General features: G+C 68.0%; 4 protein-coding genes and 1 pseudogene (1 of these 5 only partly in view). 3 read left to right on the top strand and 2 right to left on the bottom strand.

Going from position 1 to position 23,081, the window contains the following annotated elements; genetic code table 11:
- From KBY99_RS03070 to KBY99_RS03060, 3 genes and pseudogenes are all read left to right on the top strand, one after another.
- Positions 1 to 275: pseudogene (locus tag KBY99_RS03070) on the top strand (photosystem II q(b) protein); the annotation flags it as partial.
- A 146-nt stretch (positions 276 to 421) separates the two neighbouring features.
- Entirely contained in the window at positions 422 to 775 is a 354-nt protein-coding gene (locus tag KBY99_RS03065) for a DUF6629 family protein (RefSeq protein WP_254997258.1), read from the top strand.
- Positions 733 to 1,116: a hypothetical protein gene (locus tag KBY99_RS03060; protein WP_254997256.1), complete on the top strand. Its 384-nt coding sequence runs from the start codon at positions 733 to 735 to the stop codon at positions 1,114 to 1,116. Before KBY99_RS03065 ends, KBY99_RS03060 begins: the two co-directional genes overlap by 43 nt.
- Before the next feature lie 303 nt (positions 1,117 to 1,419).
- Here the strand turns inward: KBY99_RS03060 and KBY99_RS03055 are convergent, their stop codons facing one another.
- Together KBY99_RS03055 and KBY99_RS03050 are read right to left on the bottom strand one after the other, a co-directional pair.
- Positions 1,420 to 2,376, bottom strand: coding sequence for a hypothetical protein (locus tag KBY99_RS03055; RefSeq protein ID WP_254997255.1), 957 nt, complete (start codon positions 2,374 to 2,376; stop codon positions 1,420 to 1,422).
- 158 nt (positions 2,377 to 2,534) lie between these two features.
- Positions 2,535 to 23,081, bottom strand: the 3' portion of a protein-coding gene (locus KBY99_RS03050) for a DUF4347 domain-containing protein (RefSeq protein ID WP_254997295.1). It continues 14,385 nt past the right edge of the window; the window shows 20,547 of its 34,932 coding nt (coding positions 14,386-34,932); its start codon lies beyond the right edge, outside the window; the stop codon is at positions 2,535 to 2,537.

Here is a 23,081-nt window from a genome sequence, read left to right as displayed (position 1 = left end):
GTAGCCTCCACTTCTTCCTGGCTGCCTGGCCCGTGGTTGGCATCTGGTTCACCGCCCTTGGCGTGAGCACGATGGCCTTCAACCTGAACGGTTTCAACTTCAACCAGTCGATCCTCGACGGCCAAGGCCGTGTGGTGAACACCTGGGCTGACGTGCTGAACCGCGCTGGTCTGGGTATGGAAGTGATGCACGAGCGTAACGCTCACAACTTCCCGCTTGACCTGGCTGCTGCTACTGCCACCCCCGTGGCACTGACCGCACCTGCAATCGGCTGAGGCCAACAGCCCGGCTGAGGCTTAACAGCCTGGCTAACGCCAAACCCAAACGGAATCCCCCCAGCCCCCTCGCAAGAGGGGGCTTTTTGTTGGCGGCCCACCAGAGTGCATAGGGTGAAGCTGCAACCGGGCCGAAGCGGCGTGCGATGTGTTTCTCAGCCGCCGCCAGTTTCAGCAGTGCAGCCCTGCTGGTGCCGCTGGGCATCGCTGCTGTAGCGCGCTCATGGCGAGACCATCGCCGTGAACTGCTGCCCCTAGCTCTGATGCCGGTGGGTTTTGGCCTGCAGCAGGGCCTAGAAGGGGTGGTTTGGCTTGGACTCAACCATGGGCCTGCAGCCCCCCTGCTCAAGGGTGGGGCCCTGGCCTATCTGTTCTTTGCCCTGGCCTTATGGCCGATCTGGATTCCCTACGTGGTCCTAAGCCCTGGCCCCAGCAGCGGCACTGGCCTGGCCGGCCCTTGCTGTGGACGCTGCAGGGGGCGGGGCTGGTGCTGGGGATAGGGCTCTGGCTACCCCTGCTGTTGCAGCCAACCCGGATTGAACCGGTGGTGCTGAAAGGGTCGATCGACTACGGCCTAACGCTGCTGCTCAGGGGGGTGTCTTCCATCGATGGTGCCTCCGAAACCCGTTGCAGCCTCGACGAGACCGCCGATGCATGCCAGCAACGGCTGAGCTCTTTCGACACCGCTCTTCACTGCTGGCAACGGGGTTTCATGAAGTCGGCTTCGGCATTGCGACGCCTGAGCGCAGGCAGGCGTGCCCTGCACTCACCACCAGAAGCAAAGGACGACCACTTTTATGTTGCACGCCAACCCAGAGAGGCGGCCCACACTTCTGAATGAATGAAGTTTTACGAGAGGAGGTGACGTTTTACGTCGCCAGATGACATTGCAACACAGCAGATTGCTATGTGTGTCATTTACCTGACGATACGCCCTACCCCTGGCCCGAACCGATGGCTCCAGGTCCGCATCGTACCGGTCACCCCAGCCTTGAGGGCCGTCGGGGACTAGGCGGGGTGGCGGTGATATTCAGCCAACGAAAAGTTGCTCATTGGGAATCCACCAGGCCATGGACCAGGACGATCCGCCGCACCTGCCTCTTCCCCAGCTCCATCCGGATTCGTTGCTGCAGCTCCTGCTCGCTCATGCCACCCGGCTCCAATGACCCCGCGTCTGGCGGCCAGCCAGCACATGCCGTGCCCAGCACTGGGGGGTTTTGAGGCCCTGCTCTTTCTTACGCCTGCTCCTGATTTCTTGCTGGCTGATCTCCCGCAGCTCACCCTCCACCGTGACCAGCTTCTGGCGCTCCGGCCGGAACACATTGCCGCACTCCGGGCAGAGGCTGAGCGTGCTGGCCATGGCGCAGAAGCACTGCGGGCAGGTTTTGACCGACGGGGACCTGGGGTGCTCCCGCTTCTTGATTCCGTCGAGGTTCCACTCCTGCGTATCGAGGTGGTGGCCCAGGCGCTCGATGTTGCCGACGTGATCGATGATCACCGCCTCTTTCCCTGGCTGGGGCCTCAGGCAGCTGCCGATCATCTGCAGATGCACCCCCTCGCCGATCAGGCTGCAGCTGGTCCAGCTGCTGTCGGCGCGTTGCGACGCCCTGGGTGCCGACGATGCTGGCCGCCCTGATCCCACGCTCGGTGAAGGCGTCGGACACCGCCTGGGCATGGGCGATCGAGCAGCAGAAGGCAATCGCCTGCGGCCCGCCAGGTGGTGCTGGTAATGGCTGACCGCATCGCCCGGGATGCGGCAGCCGCCCAGGGCACCGGCGGCCTGGCGCCGATCGAAATCCCCCATCTGCCGCCGCAATTCCTGCTCCGAGAAGCCAATCGGTGGGGCATAGACCCGGGCCGGAGCCAGGTAGCCGTTGTCGGTCAGCCAGGTTGGAGTGGGGCCGAGCACCTTGGCGCTGCAGAAATGTTGGAGCGCCTTCGCCCACGTGCCGGCGCTGGTGTGGTGACAGTTGTGGACCAGGAGGCCATCGGCAAAGTAGTTGTGATTCTGCTCAACTTCGATGTTGTACACATAATCTCCCTCACGCAGCTCTCCAGATCCGCCTCGATCTATTGGTTCGTAAATCTCAACACGCTCCACCCGATCGAGGCAAGGAAGTCGTCCTTCTTCCTGTCCAGCATCTGGCGCTAGATCGTGCCATGGGATGGGCCATCCATCTCGATGCCGATCCGCAGCTCCTGATGACCTATATCCAGCTTGTAGCAAGTCGGGTAGCCGCTACCGCGCGGCATCGCCGTTCATTCGAGCGCGTTGCGCAGTAGGCGGCGGACCTGCTCGGCGCTAAGGGCTCCTTCGGTGCGGGGGTCACCATCGGGATCGAACAGTTGCTGGAGGGCCTCGGCTGCTGTGCCGGCCAGGACCTGCCCGTAGGCGGCGTCGACCTGGCTGCGCCGCAGCCCGATGGAGTGGGCGCGGCCGATCACCCAGGTCATGGCCACCAGGGTGTCGCGCAGCGGCGACTGATCGGCGGCAACCAGCACTTGCGCCTGCGCTTCGAGCACGACGGCTGGGAGGGTCTGGCTGTTGATGCCAAGCCGCTCGAGCTGCCGTTGTGCCTCCGGCACGGTGCTGCTGCGCAGCACAACGCCATCGAGTTGGCCCTGTTGCATGGCCTTCAGGGCTGCATCACCATCCGGGAACGACTGCAGGGAGGCGCGGATGCCGGCCTCGCTGAGGAGTTTGGCAAGTGCGGCGCCGACCCTGCTTCCGCCTCCGAGGCCGAGCGTGCTGCCGCCGAGGTCCTGGATGGTCTCGATACCGCTGGCTCGGTTGATCAACAGCACCGCCGGGTCGGCGACGGCGCTGTCGATGCTGTCGACCCCGACCACGCCGTCGAGCCAGCTGGTGGTGAAGGCATCTGGGAGCAGCAGATCAACGGCGCCCGATCCGAGCTGGGCCAATGCCTCGCTGGGCGAGCCGATTGGCTGCAGCTGCAGGGCTAGGGGGGCGGCTTCGCTGCCTAGGGTCGCCGCCAGCTGCTCCAGCAAGCGTTCCTGATCGGGGCTGAGGCGGGCCTGGCCGCCGGCATCGCTGGCCACACCCACCCGTAAGCTGCCGCGGTTCCGCAGGGCGGTCAGGGCGTTATCGCGCCTGGGGTTGAAGGCCTCAGGCTGGAGTGTTGGGCCGTCGAGTGGCAGGCTGAGAGGCTTGGTGGAAGGATCTAGAGCGGCGAGTGTGGGCGCTTCGCCGCCGAAGAAGCGCTGACTGAGCTGGAAGGCATTGCCCAGGCGTTTGAGGATGCGCTGCGCGAAACCTGGCTGCAGGGTGAGTCCCTGGCCGGCATCGGAGCGTGTTGTGGCGTCGGGGCCGAGGTCGAGGAAGCGGCGCACCTCGGTGGCCAGCTCCGGAGCGTCCTCGCTGGGGAGGGTTTCGTTGGTGAGGCCGAGCCTCAGGGCCTGCAGTGGGACCTGGATGATCCGATTGACGCTGTCGCGGAACAGGCTCTGGTTTTCGGGCAGCAGGAAGGACAGCGGACCATCGGGGCCTGCGGCGGGGATGGTCCAGCTGGAATCGCCGTCGCCAGCCAGGTCGGCCCCTGTGCTGTCGCCCTCCAGCAGGGTCAGGTCGATGTGCCCGCCGCGCAGCGCGCGGCGGCGTTCGCTGTCATCGGTGAGGGCGGAGAAGTGCACGCGGCTCGGGCTACCGACCAGCTCGGCAGCGATGGCCCGCACGAGATCGACGGCGTAGCCGCTCCAGGTGCCGTCGCCGCCGCGCAGGCTGAGGCCGGGTCGGTCCGCCGGCAGGGCCACATTGAGCACGCCGCGGTAGAAGAGGCGATCGACCAGATCACCCGGGGCCTGCCCCTCGCGATCGATCGCCGCCTGGACCTGCTGCACACCGTTCACACCCTCGAGCAGCAGCACCGCTCGGCCATCGAGGTGAACGACAAGACCCTCGGCAGTGTCCTCCAGCCGGATGGTGGAATCACCGACCACCAGGATGCGATCGCTGCTGGGGTCAAAGTCTTGGACCCGATCCAGCAGAGGCTGGGCGGTCAGGGTTGAGGCCGCGCCATAACCGTTGCCGATGATCACGCGGTCGAGGCCATTTCCGAGGCGGATCCTGGCTGCGCCGCCCTGGCGTCCAAGCACCACCGTGTCATCGTCAGGGCCGAGGTCGATGGCGTCAGCCGTGGGGCCCTGGCGCAGCACCGTGTCGCGACCTCCGGAAAGGGCGATTTGGCTGGCCTGCAGCGGCGAGGTGCTGACCAGCTGGTCGTTGTCATCACCGAGGAGGTTGACGGCCCCCGCCAGCTCCAGGCTCCCCGGACCGGTGGCCACCACCACAGGGGCGCCGGGGCTGCCGGCCTGGTTGCGACGACGCACCGTGATTTGGCCGTCGTTGTAGTCGAAGTCGCTGCCTTGATCGGCCGCCAGATCCTCAAAGACGTAGGCGCCATCGCCGATTCCCTTGAGGTGCACTTGGCCGTCGCGGTTGACGGCGGTGCCGAGAACAAAGACCTCACCCAGCTGGGAGATCATCACCGGGGTGTAATAGCCGCTGCCGGAGCTAACGGTCCAGACGTGTTGCGAGGAGGTGTTGCCGCCCTGGGAGACGCGCAGACCGGGATCGAGGTTCTGCTGAACGATGCGGCGGAAGGCCTCGTCGTTGCTCAGCGAACGGCCGGCGATGCTGATGCGGGGGGTGCTCGGGTCGCTGCTGAGGTCGATCTCGACCTTGGCGAAACCCAGGGTGTTGGTCATGCCGCAACTGGAGAGCACCGTGACATCCACCTGTTCACCATCGTTGAAGAACAGCAGGTCACCGAGGCCGAGGCGGCGGGCGCTTTCGATCTGCAGATCGACCGCGCTTGCCACGGTGAGGTCGGCCTGCAGCACAAGATCCGGCCTTGCGCTGGAACCGATCTGGAGGCGCAGGCCCTGGCCATCGGGGCCGACGAGCCAGGAGGGCTGTTCATCCAACGGGGCATTGACGCGGGAGAGAAGGGCGCGCAGCTGTTGGCCTGGCTCCAGCAGCACGCTGGTGCTGCCGCCGGCGAAGAGGGTGCGGCCGGCATCGTCGGGCACGGCCCCGATCTGGGCGATCACGGCAGCGCTGGCCGAGGCGGCGATGGAGACGCCGTCGGGGGCGAGGGGCCGGCCCTGGGCATCGGTGCGGTAGAGAAGGAGGGAGAGCTGCTGGGAGCCCAGCGACTCGGCCGCGACGGCCTGCAGGCGCACCAGGCGCGGTCCGTCGACGGATGGGTTCAGGGCCAGGCCTGCGCCCTCCAGCCAGACCAGTTCGTCGCCAGGGGCCGGAGAGGCGGGCATTCTGGGCGTGAGCGTCAGCCGCCCCTCGGCGCCGCCGCTGTTGATGAGTCCGAGACTGCCGGCCTGCAGCGCTTGCTCACGGCTGTCGGGGTCCTGGGCCACCCTCAGCGGCGGGGCCGGGATGGGGGAGTCCACCAGTTCGACGATGCCGCTGACATCGCGCAGGAAGGTGATGGTGGCCCCGTCGCCCTGGAGAAGGGCGATGGGGCGGCCGCTCAGCAGCAGGTGGCCGCCGACGACGGCCAGATCGGCCAGGGACAAGCCGGGGAAATCGGAGCGGAGCAGCTCAAGGCGATCGCCGCGCCCGGGATTGAATTCGATCACCACCGGCAGGTTGGCCTGGGGGCGGATGACGATGCGATCGCGGCCAATGCCGCTAACCACGAAGGGGTTGGCGGCATTGGGCTGGAGTAGTTCGTCGGCTTCGCTGCCGAGCAAGGGGGCGTCGCCGTTCTGGGCGCTGCGGCCGAGGATTTGGATGCGGGCGGCGGCGGCGGCCGCATCGATGCGGAAGCGCTCACCGAGGTTGAGCAGGACCAGCTGCAGCTCACCCGATCCGGACTCGGCAGGCACTGGGATCGTGACCAGGGCGCTGCTGCGCCCCTCGGCGAGGGTGACGCTGCCGGTTTGCAGGACCGGCCCGAAGCAGGCGTACTCGATCAGCAGGCCGCCGGCCGGGGCGGGGGCATCGAGCTGGATCTGGAAGCTGGCGCTGCCACCGGCCGGAACGGCGCCGCCGAAGGCCTCCACCGAGGCGGCCGGCGGCGATTCGACAACCAGGGGTGTCAGGCCCGCCCGGATCCAGGCATCGAGGTTCTGAAGCGCGGTGTCGGGGAGCAGTTCGCCCTTCACCAGTGCTGGCAGATTGAGCTGGAAGCGTTCGATCAAGCGCCTGCCGATCGCCTCCTCGGCATCGACCAGGGCGGCGCGATCGCTGGCGACCGACTCGAGGCCGCTGAGGTCGGAGTAGATCTCACTGAAGCGCTCCATCACGGCGCCGATCAACGGGGGTAGGGACACCAGGGCCCGTGCCTGGGCGGCCGGCAGGGTGGCGCCGACCTGTAGGCGGGTGATGAGGCTGGTGCTGAAGGCGACCCAGTCGAACCAGCCCGGTGACGGGGGATGCAGGGCCAGCAGGCTGTCTGTCAGGGCGGCGAGAGCCTGCTGTTCCGTGCGCTGAAGGCCGCTACCGAGGGCCAGGGCCAGCTGCTTCGCCAGCTGCAGCTGGGTGCTGCGCACCAACCTGCTGAGCGAACGGCCCTCGCCGCCGGTGGGTTCGAAGCCAACCAGGGCCGCATCGATCTGGCCGCTGTTCGCGCCGCGATCGGCCAACAGCTGCTGGAGGCTGGTGTCCAAATCGAAGAGGTGATAATTGGCCGTGGCGATCAGCAGCAGGCCCTGGCCGTCATCGCTGACCAGCTGACCCTGGGAATCGGCTGCCGGCAGCTCCAGCCGGAAGCTGCCGTCGCTGAGGGTGCGGCTCTGCGGTTCGTCGGGGTCGCGTTGCAGGTCTCCGTCGCTATCGAACCAGACCTTGGCGCCTTCGCGGCCCTGGCTGTCGCGACCGGAGAGCACCGCGGGCACCTTGCGGATCAGGCCGTTCACTTCATCCGAGAGTTCCAGATCGGGGCCGCTCGTCACGCTGATGCTGCTGGCCAGCTGGGCGGGTTTGAGCGAGCTGATCAGCGTGGCTTCGGGAATGCCCAGGCTGACGGCGGGGCGCAGACCGCTGACCGGGCGGGCCATCAACATGGGCTGAATCGTGGCCGGATCAATCTCGGCCGCCGTGATGCCCTCCAGTTCTGCCTGTTCCAGGTTGGCGGCGGTGAGCAGCCGCTCGCTGCTGCGGAAGAACCGGATGGCTTCGCTGCCGTAGGCGCCCTCCCGGGCCAGGGCGCTGTAGCGGTAGGGGAAGCCAGGATGGGCCTGCTCTTCGGGGGCGAAGTGGGTGTAGGGGAGGGGGGCACCTTCGGCCGCCTGCGGATCCGAGGCCCGCAGCACGTAGGGCACGCCTTCGGCATCCTCGAGCAGCTGGGCTTCCTGCTGGAGGTCGTAGGGCCAGTAGCGCGGCACGAGGGTGCTGGCGGTCTCCGGGCCGCTGCTTCCCAGCAGCGGCTTAAGGGAGGACGGGCTGCTCTTGAGCATGAAGCTGCCGAAGGGCTGCTTGGTCTGCTCGGGATGCCAGGTCGTGTCCGTGTAGCGCAAACCGCCGTTCCCGGAAAGTTCCAGCTTCTCGGTGGACAGCAGCGGCAGCGCCGGCAGGGCGTCGGCCTGGGCCAGCTGCTGGAAGTCGAGGCTGATGCTGTCGAGTGACTGCACGGTGACCAGTTTCGGATCGACCTTGAAGTCGCCGGCGCTGAGAACAATCGTGTTTGCCGCGAGCAGAGTGACGGAGAGCTTCGGATCGATGATCAGGGCACCGGCCGCGCTGACCTTCAGGCGATTGCTGCGGATCTGGTCGGCATCGGCCAGGCGCAGGCCACCGGCGCCGGTGCTCACGTCCACCTGGCCCTCCAGCGCTGCCGCGGATCCATAGGCCTGCAGGGCTTCGACCTCCAGCAGCGAGGCCGGCGTGCCGTCGACCGCGATCGACAGGTTGCCCCCTTCGGTGACGGCGTTGAGGCGCGTCAGTTGATGCAGATCGAGATCGACGCCTTTGCTGGCGCTGGCCCAGAGGCGGCCAAGGCTGCGCTTCGCGGCCGCCACCCCCTCGAGGTCGGCGATGCGGCCCTGGTTCACCAGCAGGCGCAGTTCGCCGTTTTCCTCCTGATCCAGGCTCCCTAGGTACAGATCGCCGTTGGCCACCGTCAGGCTGACGCGGCCGCCGGCCGCATCGAGGTCTTGCAGATCGAGAGATCCCATGAAGCTCAGCTCATGCACACCGCTGCCACGCAGCTGCAGGTGCGAAGTGCCTCGGTTGAGGTTGTTGAGCAGCACGCTGCCGCCGAGGTTGAGGTCGAGGTTGGTGGCCTCCACATCGGCGCTGAAATCGCCGCCGCCGCTGAGCTTCAGCGAGGGCGCCCGCAGCAGAGGTTTCCGGGCCGCAATGGAGGCAGCCTTCGCCTGGGTCCCCGCTGGTGCGGGGGAACCCTCGCCCAGGAAGGGGGTGTCGCCCTTTTGCAGCAGGCTCAAGCTCACGCTTGCCTCCACCGTGGTTCCCGGGGTGGCTTCCGTGTGGCGGGCGGCTTCAAGCGTCAGACGTTCCCCTTGGATGGCGCTGCCGCGCTCCAGGGTGCCGGCAGTCCGCACCAGCACTGGCAGGGTGGTGCGCAGCTCTGTGAGCCGCAGGGTGCCGGCCGCGTGGCTGCTGCTCAGGCGTACGTTCTGGTTGGAGCCGGTTGCGGCCTCCCCCAGCTCCAGCACCAGGGGAGAGGCCTGGCCCTGCGGTTGGCTGGCCGTGAGGCTGAGCTGGTCGCCGAAGTCGAGCTGGAGCCTCTCTGCTTGCAGCGGGCGGCTGCCGCCGACGGGCCGCTCCAGCATGGCGCCCGCCAGGTGCAGGCTGGCGCTGGGGGCCATGGAGGCTTGGCTGCTGAAGGTGCCGGCGCCGGCATCGAGGGCGATGGAGCTGGGCGGGCCACCGGGATCGGCGCTGCTGTCGGCCAGCACCACGCCGCTGCCCAGCTGCAGGCCGTTGCCCGCCAGAAATTGGAAGCTATTTGCCTGAAGGGTGTTGGGGAGTTCCGTGCCCGCGCCCTTGATGTTGAGGGCGCCGCCGGCTCGGATCTGCAGCTGACCGTCGTCGGCCGTGCTGGCGAGGTTGCCTTGCAAGCGGGTATTTGCGCTGCTGTGGATGGCGATGGAGCGGCCACGCAGGCTCTCGAAGGGCACCGCTTGGCCGCGGATGTTGACGCTTTCCGTCTGCACCTCGATGCCGGTGGTGCGGGTGTCGGTGCTGAACACGGGGCGCAGGATGTTCAGGGGGGAGAGCTCCTGCAGGATGCTGGTGGTGGTGATCTCCTGTTGCTGATAAACGGGCTGCTTCTCGATCACCGGCTTGGCCACGCCGGTGGCCCTGAAGCTGAGGTTCTGGCGGAAATCGGTGTCCGCCAGGGGGTTCGAAACCCAATTGTAGTTGTAATCGCTCCAGATCTCCTGGAGCGTGCGCTCCGGGCCCCATACCGGCGAGGTGCTGGTGAGGTAAGGGGTCTTGGGTGAATAGCCGGCCAGTTTGATGTCGTTGAAAGAGCCGGAGTCAAACAGTTCCAAGTAGTTCTCATCATTGGCGGTGAGATCATTGCCGCCGTCATTGGGCTCGCCGTCGAACCAAGGCAGATTGGGCACAACCTGCCGCGCCAGGCCGGGGTATTTGGTGGCGTAAGCGCTGGGTTCTGATTCAATTAAGGGGATATCTAGGCCCCCACTCCCTGCAGGAGTATTGAATTCTCGCCGCGAGAAGGTGTCGTTCCAGGTGCCATTGGTGGTCTCATTGGTGTACATCGCTAAGAACGCTTCGCCGGCTCTTGAGGAGCGAACCGGGGAGTCGGGATCCTGCGCGGAGACAAGCTGATCGGGGAAGGGCCTAGGAAAGATAATTCGGAAGGTGCGAGGTAGATCATTAGGCTCCCCTGAGCTCCAGTTGGTATAACCCGAGGCGCCGATGAGACTGCCGTCACTCCATCGGAAGCTGCCTGCCGCATCCCTGGCTCCGCCAAGCCAGACCCCCTTGGAGTCTGTTCTTACCTGACTGGACAGGGAATTGAAGGCGTTCTGTTGGTCGGTCGCCGAGAGGATCGTGGCCAGGCTGGCGTCGCGGCCGCGGGCTAACCGGTCGGCCTCCGGCCAGCTTCCGGCCGCTGTGGTGTAGTAAATCTCCTTTTGGCCCCAGTCCTGAGTGAGCGGTCGGCCGTCAAGGGTTGTCCACACCGGCGAATCAGTGGTCTGCAGGCCATTGACAAATGCACGGGGTATGGCTTCGTTGCGCAAGACTGTCACGGCGTCTTGTACCTCGGCCGGGTTGCGCAGGGCCGCCAGCTGGCTGAACCCGGCGTAGCGGCCGCCGTTGCCGGCGCTGACCTGCAGCTGCTGGCTCTGCAGGGCGGACTGATTGAAGTCGGCCGTGGTTGTTGATCTCCAGGCCTGCAGGAGCGGCGCCGTGGCCGGCAGGGTGCCCACGTTTTGGACTTTGGTGTTGCGCAGGCGGCCGGCGCTGATGGAAGCGGTGCTGGCGATGTAATCCAGAGCAACGGATGTGCTGCTCGTGGGGGCCTGCAGGCGGGGCAACTGGTCCGCCCAGGTCAGGGCGATGTCGTTGAGGCTGATCGCCAACCGGGGCCGCTGCTCGGCGCCGGTTACGGAGGAGGTGACGGATCCGCCGAATGGCGCAATGACCAGGGTGCCGGCCGGGGTGCCCGGGGCCAGCGTCAGCTGCAGATCGAGGGTCTGTTCGTTGAAGGCAGGGTTGCCGAAGGTGTTGCCCACGAACGGGCGCGGTGTGAGGGTGAGGAACGCCGGCCGGCCACCGATCGTGGCGCTGTTGCTGACTACCCCCTCCAGCGGGATGTCGGAGCGCAGGGGCTGAAGCAGTAACGGCACATCGGCAGTGGCTCCATCGGGCCGGTAGTAGATCCCCAGCCGGCTTTCGGGGCCCCATTCATCGAGTCGGTGCAGGCTGAGGCTGAGGCGGTTGCCGAGGGTGCCGGGATCGAGGCGGGTGGCGAAGGCCATGGAGGAGCCCGTGCTGAGGAAGCTGGGCCCGTAGATGCCGAGGTCTGTTTGGGATGCGGGGGTCGATGTGACGGACCCGCTGAAGACATTGCTCGAGCTCAGGTTTGAGGTGGCCACAAACCAGTCCTGGGTTCTGACGCTGCGCAGGGGCTCGGTGCTCGAGAGCAGAGTCTGGTTCGAGGCCAGTACAGCCCCGCCTCCCTGGGGTGTCGCTGTACTTGGAGGCGTGTAGAGCGTGCTCACGACGCGGCCCAAGTTGTCGATGAGCTGCAGGCCCCCCGTGGAGGTGAGGCGCAGCTGCCTGCCCGAGTTTGCGGAGGAAGCAACCGTGTTGGAGGCCCAGACGGCTGTGTGGTTGGCTGTGTAAAGCACGAAATTTCCATCGGCCTGCATCTCAGCCCGCGCGCCGCTGCCGCCGGTCACCGGTGTGCCGTTGCTGTTCGTCGCCTGCCACAGCACCAAGCCATCGGGGGCTCTGAGTTCCAGGCCGCCGGCGGCGGTGACACGAAGGCGGTAAGCGCTTTCCTGGCTGGCCGGCAGCGCTTGGGCTGTCGCCCCTTGCAGGAAGGGCGCCAGGCCGCGGCCGCTGCCGTAAGCCGCCGTATTGGCGGGATTGTAGCTGCTGATCGCCTGGCTGGTGTTGTCGACCCAGTAGGGCTTCTGGGCCACGCTGCCGGCAGTGGCGCGTGGGGTGGAGGTGGCGAAGTCGCTGCCGCTTAGCAGGGTGCGGCTGCGAACCAGCGTCAGCTCACGCCGCCCTGCACCGTCGTAGCTCACGCTCCAGACGGCGCTGCCCTGATCCGGATCGGCGACGTTGGCCTGGAGGGTCCCCGCACCGCTAGCGGCAGGATTAGTTACCGTCTGGCTCAGGGTGGTGGCGGTGAGCGCCGAGCCGGTCTGGGTGTAGAGCACATCGGCGCTGAATTTGGAGGAGCCCACCAGCTCCTGCCATGTGCCATTGGCGCCGGGGCCGTTGAGGCCCTCGCGCAGCGCGAAGCTGGCCGCGGAGCCTGTGATCTGCAGGGCCGCCCGGCCGGGGATGGCGCTGGCGAGGTTCCCCTCCAGCGGGTACCAGTGGGCCAGGCTGCTCTCGGCGCCGCTGGGCGGGGCGGTCATGTCCTGCACCACCTCGGCGGCGCTGCGGCCCTCGGTCCACACCTTGAGCTGGCGGATGGCCCCGCTCAGGGCCCCCGCGCTGGAGCTGGGCGTGAGCGTCAGGCCGGAAAGCCGGGTGGTGCTATCAAGAATCACGCCGTTGTTGACCACCGGGCTGGTGAGCGGATCTTCGACACCATTGATGTAGAGGGTCGACACGCCAACCCCGCCGCTCGTGGGGGTGATGGTCATGCTGGCCGCTACATGCACCCACTGGCCCCGCTCGATCACGGTGGAGCCGTTGGCCTGCCTGGAGGGGGCTTGGATATGGTTCAGGTTGAGAGTGCCGTTCCGCAGGCTCAGCTCGATCGTCTGGTTGGACGTGCCGAAATTTGTTTGGATCGGCAGTTCGGTGCGCAGCAGCACGCCATCGGCTGGGGCACTGGGATCCAGATACACCCAGGCCTCAAGGGTCAGGCCGTTCACCGACTGCCCCACCGCCGGCAGCGTGGCCGTGGTGGCACCCTGCAGCGTCAGCGCCTGCGTGGGGGCCACCTCGATGCTGGTCAGCTGGGCCTGGCTGAAGGCGCCCTCAGGGCCGACGATCGCCATGCCCTTGAGCGGGCCGCTGCTGGGCAGCACCAGCTTGGTGCGGGCATTGAACCAAGGGTTCTCCACGGCCTCGCGGGTCTCGACGCCATTGCGGACCGTGACCTGCTGCACGTTCGCGACATCGACGGCATAGAGCGGCAGGTAGTCGAGTTCCTTGAGCACCACCTCGCGCTGACCCGGGCTGTACAGCGACCAGCTCAGGTCCGCCGCCGGCGCACCGGCGCTGCCCCAGTTGAGGAGGGCGGGCTGGAAATCGACCCCGGCGATAAAGGCTTCGCGGATGGCGCCGCTGGCCCGGGCATAGAAGGCGTCCTGCAGCAGGTTGAGGTCGTAGCTGTACCACTGGTTGCCCACGGTCACGTCGGCGGTGCCCACCAGCCGGGACTCTGTGGTGGTGCTCACCACGGTGCGTGTGCTGACACTGAGGCCGTTGAGGGCATCGACACCGCTGAAGTTGGCGTTGCTGAGGGTCACCACGACGCCGTTGCGCTCCAGTTGGAACGTGGTGTTGTCGACGACCCGGACCCGGTAGCCGGTGGCCTGCAGCGGGTCACGGTTGTCGGGGCTGGAGTTGATCAGGCCGGCACGGCCGCTGGCGCCATTCGCCAGCCCGGTGCTCTGGTAATAGAGGGTGGTGCCGTCCTTCAGGTCGTGGCGCAGCGGACTGCCGTCCACCCCCACCAGCTGGAGGCGGCTGGTGGCCGGATCGACCAGCAGGCGCACGTCGCCGCTGAACGGCAGGCTGAGGTCGGCCATGGCGAAGCCCACCTCCTCGCTGCTGCGGCTGGTGATCGGCGTCACGCCGGTGACCCGCGTGCCGTTCGTCCAGCCGGGTCGGGTGGCGTCAGCGGCCACATCAACGCTCTGGGCCGTGATCTTGAGGTCGCCTTCGCTTTCGATGCTGCCCGGGCCGCTGACGCTCAGCTTTGCGGGGGTGGTGAGGCTGAGGTCGCCTTGGGCGGTGAGTTCGCCGCGCACCGTCACCTCGCGGCTGAAGTTGAGCGCGGTCGGGTCTTGCCCGCTGAGCTCGAGGAAGCCATCGAGCACCAGGCCGCCGCCGCCCTGCAGGGTGAGGCTCTCGGACTGGAGAATGGCGCGGTGCAGATCGGTGCGGCTGCGGCCGATGCGCAGATCGGCGGTGCCGGGCAGGGTGAGACTGGCGCTGGTGCTGCGCAGCCAGGCCTCATCGCTCAGGGTCACGTCGCCAGCGGTGGCGGTGATGTTGACGCTGCTGGCCTGCACCGTGCCGGAGCCGGCAAGGTTGATGCGACCGCCGCGCAGCGTGGCCTGGCTGTTGCCCAGCTCAGCGGCAACGATCAGCTGGCCGATGGCGCTTTCGGATCCGATCAGGTCGGGGGAGAGGCTGAGGGCGACGACCTCGCCGCGGTCGGCTGCTTCGGCGCTGATCGCCAGCTGCAGGCGATCGCCGGCACCGCGCACCGCGTAGTAGAGCCCACCATCCTCAAGGGGCAGGATCGCCCCGGGCTGGATGCCATAGAAGCGCAGGATGGTGCCGGTTGCCAGCTTGCCCTGGTTGAGGAAGCCGCTGTCGGCGGCATCGAAGTCGACACCGGCAAGGGTGACGAGCGGATTGAGCTTCGCTACCACGTTGTTGCGGATCAGCAGCTCACCGTTGCCGGCATCGAAGGTGACGTTGCTGGCCTCGATGGCTCCGCCGCTGACCACCCGCTCGGGCCGGTCGGCCAGGATCGGGTCCTCTGTGGGGCCCAGCAGCTGGCCGTTGCGATCGACAAAGCGGCCCTGGGCATCCACCCGGTAACCGTGCAGATCCACCAACACGCCCTTCTCGCTGCGGAAGATCTGGGGTGAGGTGGCGAGCTGGCCGCCTGCGGTGGCCAGGGTCAGCGTGCCGGCGGTGGTGATGGCGGCGTCCGAGCTGAGCCCGGTGCCGGCCTGCAGGCGGATGGCGTCGGCCGAGCCGGCGGCGCCGAGGGCGAGGGCCTGGCGCAGGTTGCCGCTGGCTCTGTAGGTCTGTTCGCCCTTGAGGCCCGTCAGGCCGGCGAAGTTGTTGGCCAGGCTGCGGGGGCCGGCCACCAGGTTGAGGTCGCCGTCGCTTGCCTCCACCAGGGTGGTCATCGCAGTCGCGCTCTCGATGGCACTCTCGATGGCACCGGCGATCGTGACCGCCTTGCCGCGCAGGCTCAGGCCCTCAATTGCTGCGCCCGTCGGTGCGCCCTGCAGGCGTAGCCGCACGTTGTCGCCCAGGGTGAGGTGGCCGCCGGCCTCGGCGGCGAGGGCCGGGAGTTCGAACAGTGCCGGGCCGGTGAGGGCGGCGTCGGCCAGCACGCTGATGTCGGTGGCGGCCTGCAGGCGGATCGGCACCCGGCTCTGCAGCAACGCCAGCCTGCTGCTGTCACTGTCGATGTTGAGCGTCAGCGAGCCTGCGGTGGAGCGGTAGGTCACCAGCTGCAGCTGCGGCGCGGCGGAGGTGTCCACCAGGGCGCTGAGCTGGAGGCTGGCGGCGGATTCGATCGCCAGCTCACGGCTGCGGCCCGTGGGCTGCAGGTTGGGCAGCAGGTCGACGGCGGCGGGGCTGGCCTGGAGTGGCAATAGCTTGAGCACCGGCACATCCACCATCGCGCTGATGTTGGTGATGGCGGCGGCCGCGGGTGTGAGGGTCCAGCTGAGGCTGGATTGGGGATCGGCGGCAGCGGCGCGCACGCCACCGCTCCAGTCGAGCCGTTGGTAGGGCACGCCGCCATTGGCGACCGTGCTGCCCACCTTCAAGGTCGTGGCGAGGGCCTGGCTGACCACAGTGGCGGGGATCACGGCTTGCCGGTCTTGGATTGGGGCGGCAAAGCCCAGCTGCTCCAGGCCGCTGCTGCCCGCGGCCCGCAGGGCCAGAGCGAGCTGTCGGCTGGGTTCGGCGGGGTTGTAACGGCCGAGCTGCAGGCGCAGCTGGGTGCCGCGCATGCCAAGGCTGGGTCTGATCATCTCGCTCAGGCCGGCGGCCATGGCCGCCTGGCTCAGGGCGGCGTTGACCGTGTCCAGCAAGCTCTGCAGGCTGCCGGGGGCGCCCGCCGGGATGGCGACACTGAGGGGCACGAGGTTGCCGTCGGGGGTGGTGACGGTGAGGGCCAGGGTCAGCGGCGCGGCCAGCTCTCCGGCGAGGAAGGCCTGGGGAGCCGGTGTTTCGGCCTCGATCACGAGGCTGGCCGGGTCGCGGCTGATGTCGATCCGCGGGGCGTCGAGTTGCAGCTCGGCCTGGGCCTGGGCGGGGCTGCCCGGAGCGGCGGGCTGAGCGAGGTTCAGCACCGCCAGGGGCCGCAGCAGCAGGGGGGCGTCGCTGCGGATGGCCAGGCGATCGCGGGCGAAGAGGTCGTGCAGTAGCCGCAGGTCGCTGGCGCTGCGGATGCGGATCTCGGGTGCGGCCACCCAGGCATCGGCCACCACCGTGTCGAGGCCGCCATCGCGGAGGCCGCCGAGCACAGCGCTGCCGGCGCTGTTGAGCGCGAGCACGGCGCTGGAGAGCGGATCGAGCCTGATGTCCTGCAACCGCAGGGTGCTGCTGTCGCGCTGGAGGGTGGTCTCGTCATCGAGGCGCAGGGTCGTGGCGGTCGGGTCGCCGCCGGCGGTACTGCCGGAACGCAGGCGCCCACCGGCGATCACCGGCCCGGCGATCTGCAGGCCCTGGTCCTTGTCGCTAGCGGTGAGGGAGACGTCGCCCGTGGCGACGATGCCGCCGCTGGGACGGATCGTGAGGCCCGGCGCCAGAGCGGACACGGCGCCAGCGGAGCTCACGGCACCCGCCAAGGTGAGGTTGCCGTTGGCCTCCAGAACGAGGCCGCCGCTGCCGGCCGCCAGCTGGCCGCGCAGGTTGGCGGTGCCGCCACTGGACACGCTGAGGCGACTAGCCGCACCGCTGGCGGTGAGGCTGGTGATGGAAGCCTCCAGGTTGCCGGCTTCGGCGAACAGCTCGAGGTCGCCGGCGGAGCTAACGCTGCCGAATTGGAGCAGGCCGCTGCCGGTGCTGCGCAGGCGCAGCGGTACCCCGATCGCCGTGGTCTGGAGGATGCCCAGCAGGGCCAGCCAGCCAGCGTTGCTGAGGCTGAGGCCATCGCTGGCGCTGCTGCTGAGGGTGCCCGCCAGGATCAGGTTGCTGCGCAGGCTGGCCGGGTTAATGCCGGCGTTCTTCAGCTCCTGGTTCTGGGCGTCGGTGAGCTCGGCGGCGAGATCGAGGGAGGCCGTTCCGGCCTCGAGCGCCAGGGTGCCAGCGGTGTTGAGGATGCCGCGCAGGGCGATGCCGTTGCCGACCAGCCGCAGGCTGCCCGCGCCGGCGTTGAGTGTGGAGCCGGCATCGGCCTGGAGCCGGTCGCCGGCCTGGAGGGTGGCGGCGGCCCCGGTGAGGTCAAGTTGGGCCTCCTGCCGCAGGCGCAGCAGGGTGGCGGCCTGCAAGGTCAGGCTGCCGCCACGGTTCTCGATGGTGCTCTCAAGGCTGAGGGCACCCGTGCTGCTGACGCTGCCACCGGCACGGAGGAGCAGGCCTGAGTAGCGACGGCTGCCGCTGCGGTCGCTGGCGGGGGTGATCGCCAGATCGCCCTGGTTAGCGAGGAACAGGCCAGCGCTGCCCACGGCACCGGAGAGGCGGTTCAGCTGGGTCTGGATCGGAGCCGTTGCCTCACCGAAGCCGGCTAGGCCATCGAGCACCAGGCCGCCGGCGCGGATCAGGGGGGTGCTGGCGCCTGGCGCCGCGGCGAAGCCTGCCCCGCTGAGCCACACCGAGGCTCTCCCGGCTTCCTCGTTTCCGGCCGTCAGGTTGCTGAGCAGCACGGGCGTGCTGCCCACGGCCCGCAGGGCCATCAGGCCATTGGGCCCGCTGCTGGTGCCACTGCTGGCGCTCAGGCGGCTGCCGCCGGCGATCAGCAGGGGCGAGACGGCGGTGCCGAGCTGGCCGGCGGCGCTGATCTGCAACACCGCCGCGCGCAGGTTGGCCAGCGGATCGGCGATCTCCGCGTCGAGGCGGCCGCCGTCGTTGATGTCGCCGTCGCTGCGGAGGCTGAGCTTGCCGGCCGCCTGCAGGGCGCCGAGGGCGAGGTCGCCGCTGGCGGCGATGGCAGCATCGGCGTTGCTGGAGAGGTGCAAGGTGGCGACACCCTCCAGCTGCACCTTCAGAGGTGCTTCCTCGCTGCCGATCGAACCGGCGGTGGAGCGCAGCTGCAGGGCGCCGCGGCGCTGGTGGATGCCACTGCCGCCAGTGCTCTGGCTGAGCGAGGCGGCCGTGAGCGCCATCACACCGTCGCCGCTGACGGAGGCGAGCTCCAGGCTGCCCGCCGAACGCAGGCGCAGATCGGTGGCGCTGGCGCTGAGGCTGCCGCTGAGGCTCACCCCCAGCGCTGTCTGGCGCTGCAGGGTGACGCTGCGCAGCTGGCGCGGATCGGTGATCAGGGCGCCGGGCTGCAGCAGGCGATCGGCCGGCAGCTTCTGGGGCGTAAGCGGCGCGTTCTGGCTGCCGTCCGCGAGGGCGGACCAGAGGGCGGCATCGGCGCCCCGGCCGAAGTCGCTGAGCAGCAGGTCGAGGCGACCGGCGGGGCCGATGTAACGGAAGTAGCCGTAGAGGGCGGGGCGGTCGACGAGCACCACATCGCCCGTCGCCAGATTGGCGCGGGTGTCGCGCACCAGATCGCCCTCCATCAGCGTGACGCCCACTGCGGTGGTGTTGAAGCGGATGCGATCGGCGGAGCCCGGGGTGACCAGCTCCCAGAGGAGCTGGCCATTGCCATCGAGGGCTGCAACATCCAATTCGCCCAGGCTCACGTCGTCGAGGCGCGGGCCGCGGTAGCGATACACCGGCCCCTCGCCGGCGGTGTAGGCGCTGCCGATCTCCTCGAACAGGCCGGCGTCCTCCAGAGCAGGCAGGCCGGCGCTGACATCGAGGGCGGTGGACCCCTTGTAGCGATAGACGGCATAGGTGCGACCGACCACATCGCTGGGGGTGGCGCCGCTGAGCAGGGCGGCGTCGGCCTCGGGCATCAAGTCGTAGCCGCCGGCGGGGAGCTGCAGCCGTTCGAGCTGGCCGCTGCGGCCGATGGCGCCACTGATCTGCAGGTTGAGGTTGCGGGCGCGGATGGCGGCTGGCGCCGCGGCGCCGCTGCCCGCGGACGGGAGTGGCAGCTTCTGCTCGGCGGCCTGTTGCGGGAACAGCCGCTGGTACACCCCAGCATCGAGGGGGTGGTAGAAGGCGTTGAGGCTCGGCACCCGCTGGCGCAGGTAGGCCTGGCGTTCGCTTTCCGGACGCGTGTAGGTGAAAGCGGGGTTGTAAAGGCCGGCGCCGGTTGACTGCTGCACCCGGTCGAGGGCGGCCTCATAGGCGAGCAACTGGGCCGCATCCAGGCCACGGCCTCCTTCTTCCACGGAGAGGCGCAAGCGGTCGCGCTGGTTCTGCGTGAGGCGGAAGGGACCGGATGGCAGGGGATCGGCCGTCCAGACCTCGCTGCCGGGGGCCTGGCTGGCGTTGCGATAGAGGAGCCAGTAATCGTCGTAGAAGCCCTGGTCCTGGCGGTCGATCTCCTCGAGCGCCCGCCGGCGGCCGGCCTCGCCGGTGATCGCGAAGGTGGCGTCGAGGGCCTGCAGCTCGGCGCTGTCGACGTCGTTGTCGAGGCTCCTGCCGTCGAGCAGATCGCCGCCATCAACGCGCAAGCTGAGGTCGCCGTTCACGGAGATCGCCTCGCTGCTGGCAAAGCTGGTGGGGGCCACCAGGGTGAGGGAACCGCTGACCTCGCGCAGGGCGGCTCTGGAGGGGCTGGTGCTCGACGCCAGCTGCAGGGCCAGGCCGGCGCCCTGGGCGGGATCGGAACCCGTGTCGATCCGCAGCGGGGCGGCGGCGCTGCCGAGATCGCCGGCGCCGAGGCTCAATTCAAGGCGGTTAGCCCGCAGCAGGGGTCGCCCGTCCGCTGCGGCGCCCTGGTCGCTCAGATCCTGGTTGCTCAGATCCAGGCTGCCGCCGGAGATCAGCGACAGGGTGCCACCGGCTTGCAGGGCGGGGTTGCCGGCGCTCTCGGGGTTGCGGCGCAGACGCAGCGGCGCCGTGGAGCCGTTGTTGGCGAACAGGCGCAGGCTGAGGTCGCGGCCGGCCCGGGCCGTGAGATCGATCGGGCTACCATCGCTGACGGCGGCGCCGAGGTTGGCCGTGATGCTGCCGAGGCTGGCCTCGGAGCGCAGCAGGGCGTTGGGTTGCAGCAGCAGCTCCGCGATGGTGATGTCTCCCTCGCTGGAGCGCAGATCGATGCCGCGGGCGGAGGCTACATCCGCATTGAGCCGGATAGCGCCGACGCTGTTGATTGCCACCTGGCCGGCATTGCTTCCGGCGGCGGATTGGAAGCCGATAGCGATCGGCCAGTCGGCCTTGATCGTGTGGGTCCACACATCCTTCTGGCCCTGAATCTCGGTCTTCTGGGTGTGGTAGGTCTTCTTGCGCAGCCAACCGCCGCCGGTGACCCAGTTGTTGACTCGTGAATCTAGTGGAGTGGTCTTCCGCTCCTCGAAGCTGACGGAGTAGCCCGTGTCTTTCGTCCAGTTGTCGCCAGGGGGCGCCAGCAGCAGCGACTGCCCCTCCAGCAATGGCGAGAGATCGGTGTAATTGGTGACGGTGCTGACGGGTGGGGTGGTCGGTTTCACGCCGAACGTCCAGTCCCAGCCGAGCAGGTTGAAGGTGGTCTGCTCCCAGCTGTAGACGGTGGTCGTTGTCTTGCCCTGCCCCTGCGCCCAGCTGTAGGTAAGGCCCGCCGCCGGGATGTAGGCGGTGCTGAACAGGTTGCCTTCGCCACCCGCGGACGGGGTGAAGGTCTCGCGGGGGCGGGAGGGATCGGCCACGTAGGGATCGCCTGTACCGGCCTGCATGGCATCGAAGAGATCGTGGTCGGCGCTGATCGTGGCGATGCCCGCGGGGCGCTCGAAGCTATAGCGGCTGCGCCGCACCGGCAGATCCGGCACCAGCGCGAAGCTGCGGGTGGTAGCCGGGGCCTCAAACTGCACCAAATTCCCGTCTTTGAACAACTTCACGCTTTCGCGGTGGTCCGACCTTTTCGTGACCTTGACGGTGTAGGTCACGTTCCGCTCCAGACCTTTCACAGGGGAGTCGCTGCTGCTGTTGGCGTTGCCATTGGCATCGAGGACAATGGCATCGGTGTAGGAGAAGCGCACCTTGTCGCCATCGCGCATGCCCGTGGGGGTGGCGGCATCAAACAGGAACGAGGAGCTCTCGAGGTCGATCTCGCTCGGCACCCACCGGATGTTCGGCGTGTCGGTGATCGTGATTTCGCCCTTGCCGGCGGTGAGGTCCACCTCGCCCAGGGCCAGGGTCCAGCCGCTGCGGTTGTCGATCGTCAGGTTGGGCTGGCCGTCGAAGGCCACCACCCGGCCGTTGCCGGTGCTGAGGATCTGGCCGGCGAGCCGGATTTTGCCGCCGCTGACGCGGATCGGATCCAGGGTGATCGTGCGATCGGCTGCATTGGCATAGCCAGCCAGGGGGATGCTCTGCCCGGCGCTGCTGCCGAACTGGATGCCGGCAATGCCGGCGCCGTTGCTGCCGACGATCGATCCGGATTGGCTTGGGTTGAAGTCGGCGGCCACCGTCATCGCCAGGTCGGACGTGCCGCTCTGGATCAGGCCGTTGATATCGAGGTAGAGGGCGTTGATGCTGATGTCGCCGCGCGACACGATGGCGGCGGGTGCGGCCTTATCGAGGATGTAGTTCAGGCCATCAAGGTTGAGGGTCGCTTTGCCCTTCTTTTTGGCCTCAATCATGTATTCGGAACCCACCAGCTGGGCGGGGTCGTTGCCGGTGTGCACCCAGGTGCCACTGGTGAGGCTGAAGTTGCCGGCGGCGTTGATGTTGACCGGCTTGCCGCGCACCTCGCCGTTGATGATCACGCTGGCGGCGCTATTGGTGATCGTCACCTCGCCGTTTTCATTGACGATCTGACCATTGATGTAGAGATCGGGCGCGATCGGTGCGATCTGGCCGTTGATGCGCAGGTTCGAATCCGGAGCCTGGTCGATGTTGATCCGTGAGGGCGGCTGCTCAGCCTTCGTGCCGGAGACCTGGTCGAGGGTCTTTTCCTGGTTGATATAGATGCGGCCGGAATCGAACAGCGTGTACGTGCCTTTAACCACATCGGCGACGCGGGAGTCGTCGATCTGCATATCGCCGGCCTGCAGCACCAGCGGCAGCACGTTGCGCACACCGATCTTGGCATCGCCGAAGGCGCGCAGGTTGGTCGGTGCCGTGGCCGGCAGGATTGTGGAGTTGTTGAGGGAGATGCTGCCGCCCTCTCCCGGTGCATTCAGGAAGATCGAGCCCGGCGCCGAGCGCAGGGCCGGCAGCTGCAGGGCCAGCACATCCAAGTTTTCATTGATCGTGCCGGTCTGATCCAGCAGGCCAAGCCGCTGAGCTTGATCGAGCAGCTCCTGCTGCTGAGCCAGGATCAAGGCCTGCTGGCTGGGCACGCCGGAGTACTCCACCAGCAGCGCTTGCAGCCGTCGCCGCTCGAGGTTGAGGGTGGAGCCCAGGTTCGCCACGACCAGCCGCGGCGGTGTGTTGTTCCACAGCTCCGTGGGTAACAGCACCGCCACCTGGTTGTCGTAATCGGAGCCGCTGCCCGCCGGGGCATCAAGAACCCGGAACGTGTAATCGGTGCTGAGATCGATGCCGAGGGCCTGCTTCTGGGCGTCGCTGAGAGACTTGTCGTGCTCGAGCGGCGCCGGCAGGGTGGCTAGCAGGGCAGCGTTCTGGCCAGCCAGGTCGGCGCCGGCCGGCAGGGCCCAGAGGCGCAGATCGTGCTGCAGGCCGGCGGTCACCCGGGCCGTGTCGGCGATGGTGATGGTGTTGGTGGTGGTGTCGTCGCGGTTTTCCTCTCCAGGGATGGGGATGCCCACAATCATGCGAACCTGGGCATCGGTGCTGCTGCGGGCCTTGGGGCCGCGGGTGCCGAACAACGGCTGGGCGCGCAGGTCCACGTTGGCCCGCGCCTTCAACGCACTGTTGCCTGCGATATTGATGCTGTTGGTGTCGCTGGTGATGGCTGTGGCATCGGGAACGGTGACGCCCAGCGTGATCACAGAACTCTTGGCATCGGCGACGGTGCGCAGCAGGTTGGGCACACCGGCATCACTCAGCCCGGACCA

This window comes from Cyanobium sp. Maggiore-St4-Cus (assembly GCF_024345615.1).
In the GTDB taxonomy this organism is placed as follows: Bacteria; Cyanobacteriota; Cyanobacteriia; order PCC-6307; family Cyanobiaceae; genus Cyanobium_A; species Cyanobium_A usitatum.
The sequence above is the reverse complement of the archived record's forward strand: the minus strand, read 5'-3'. Positions and strand labels throughout refer to the sequence as shown.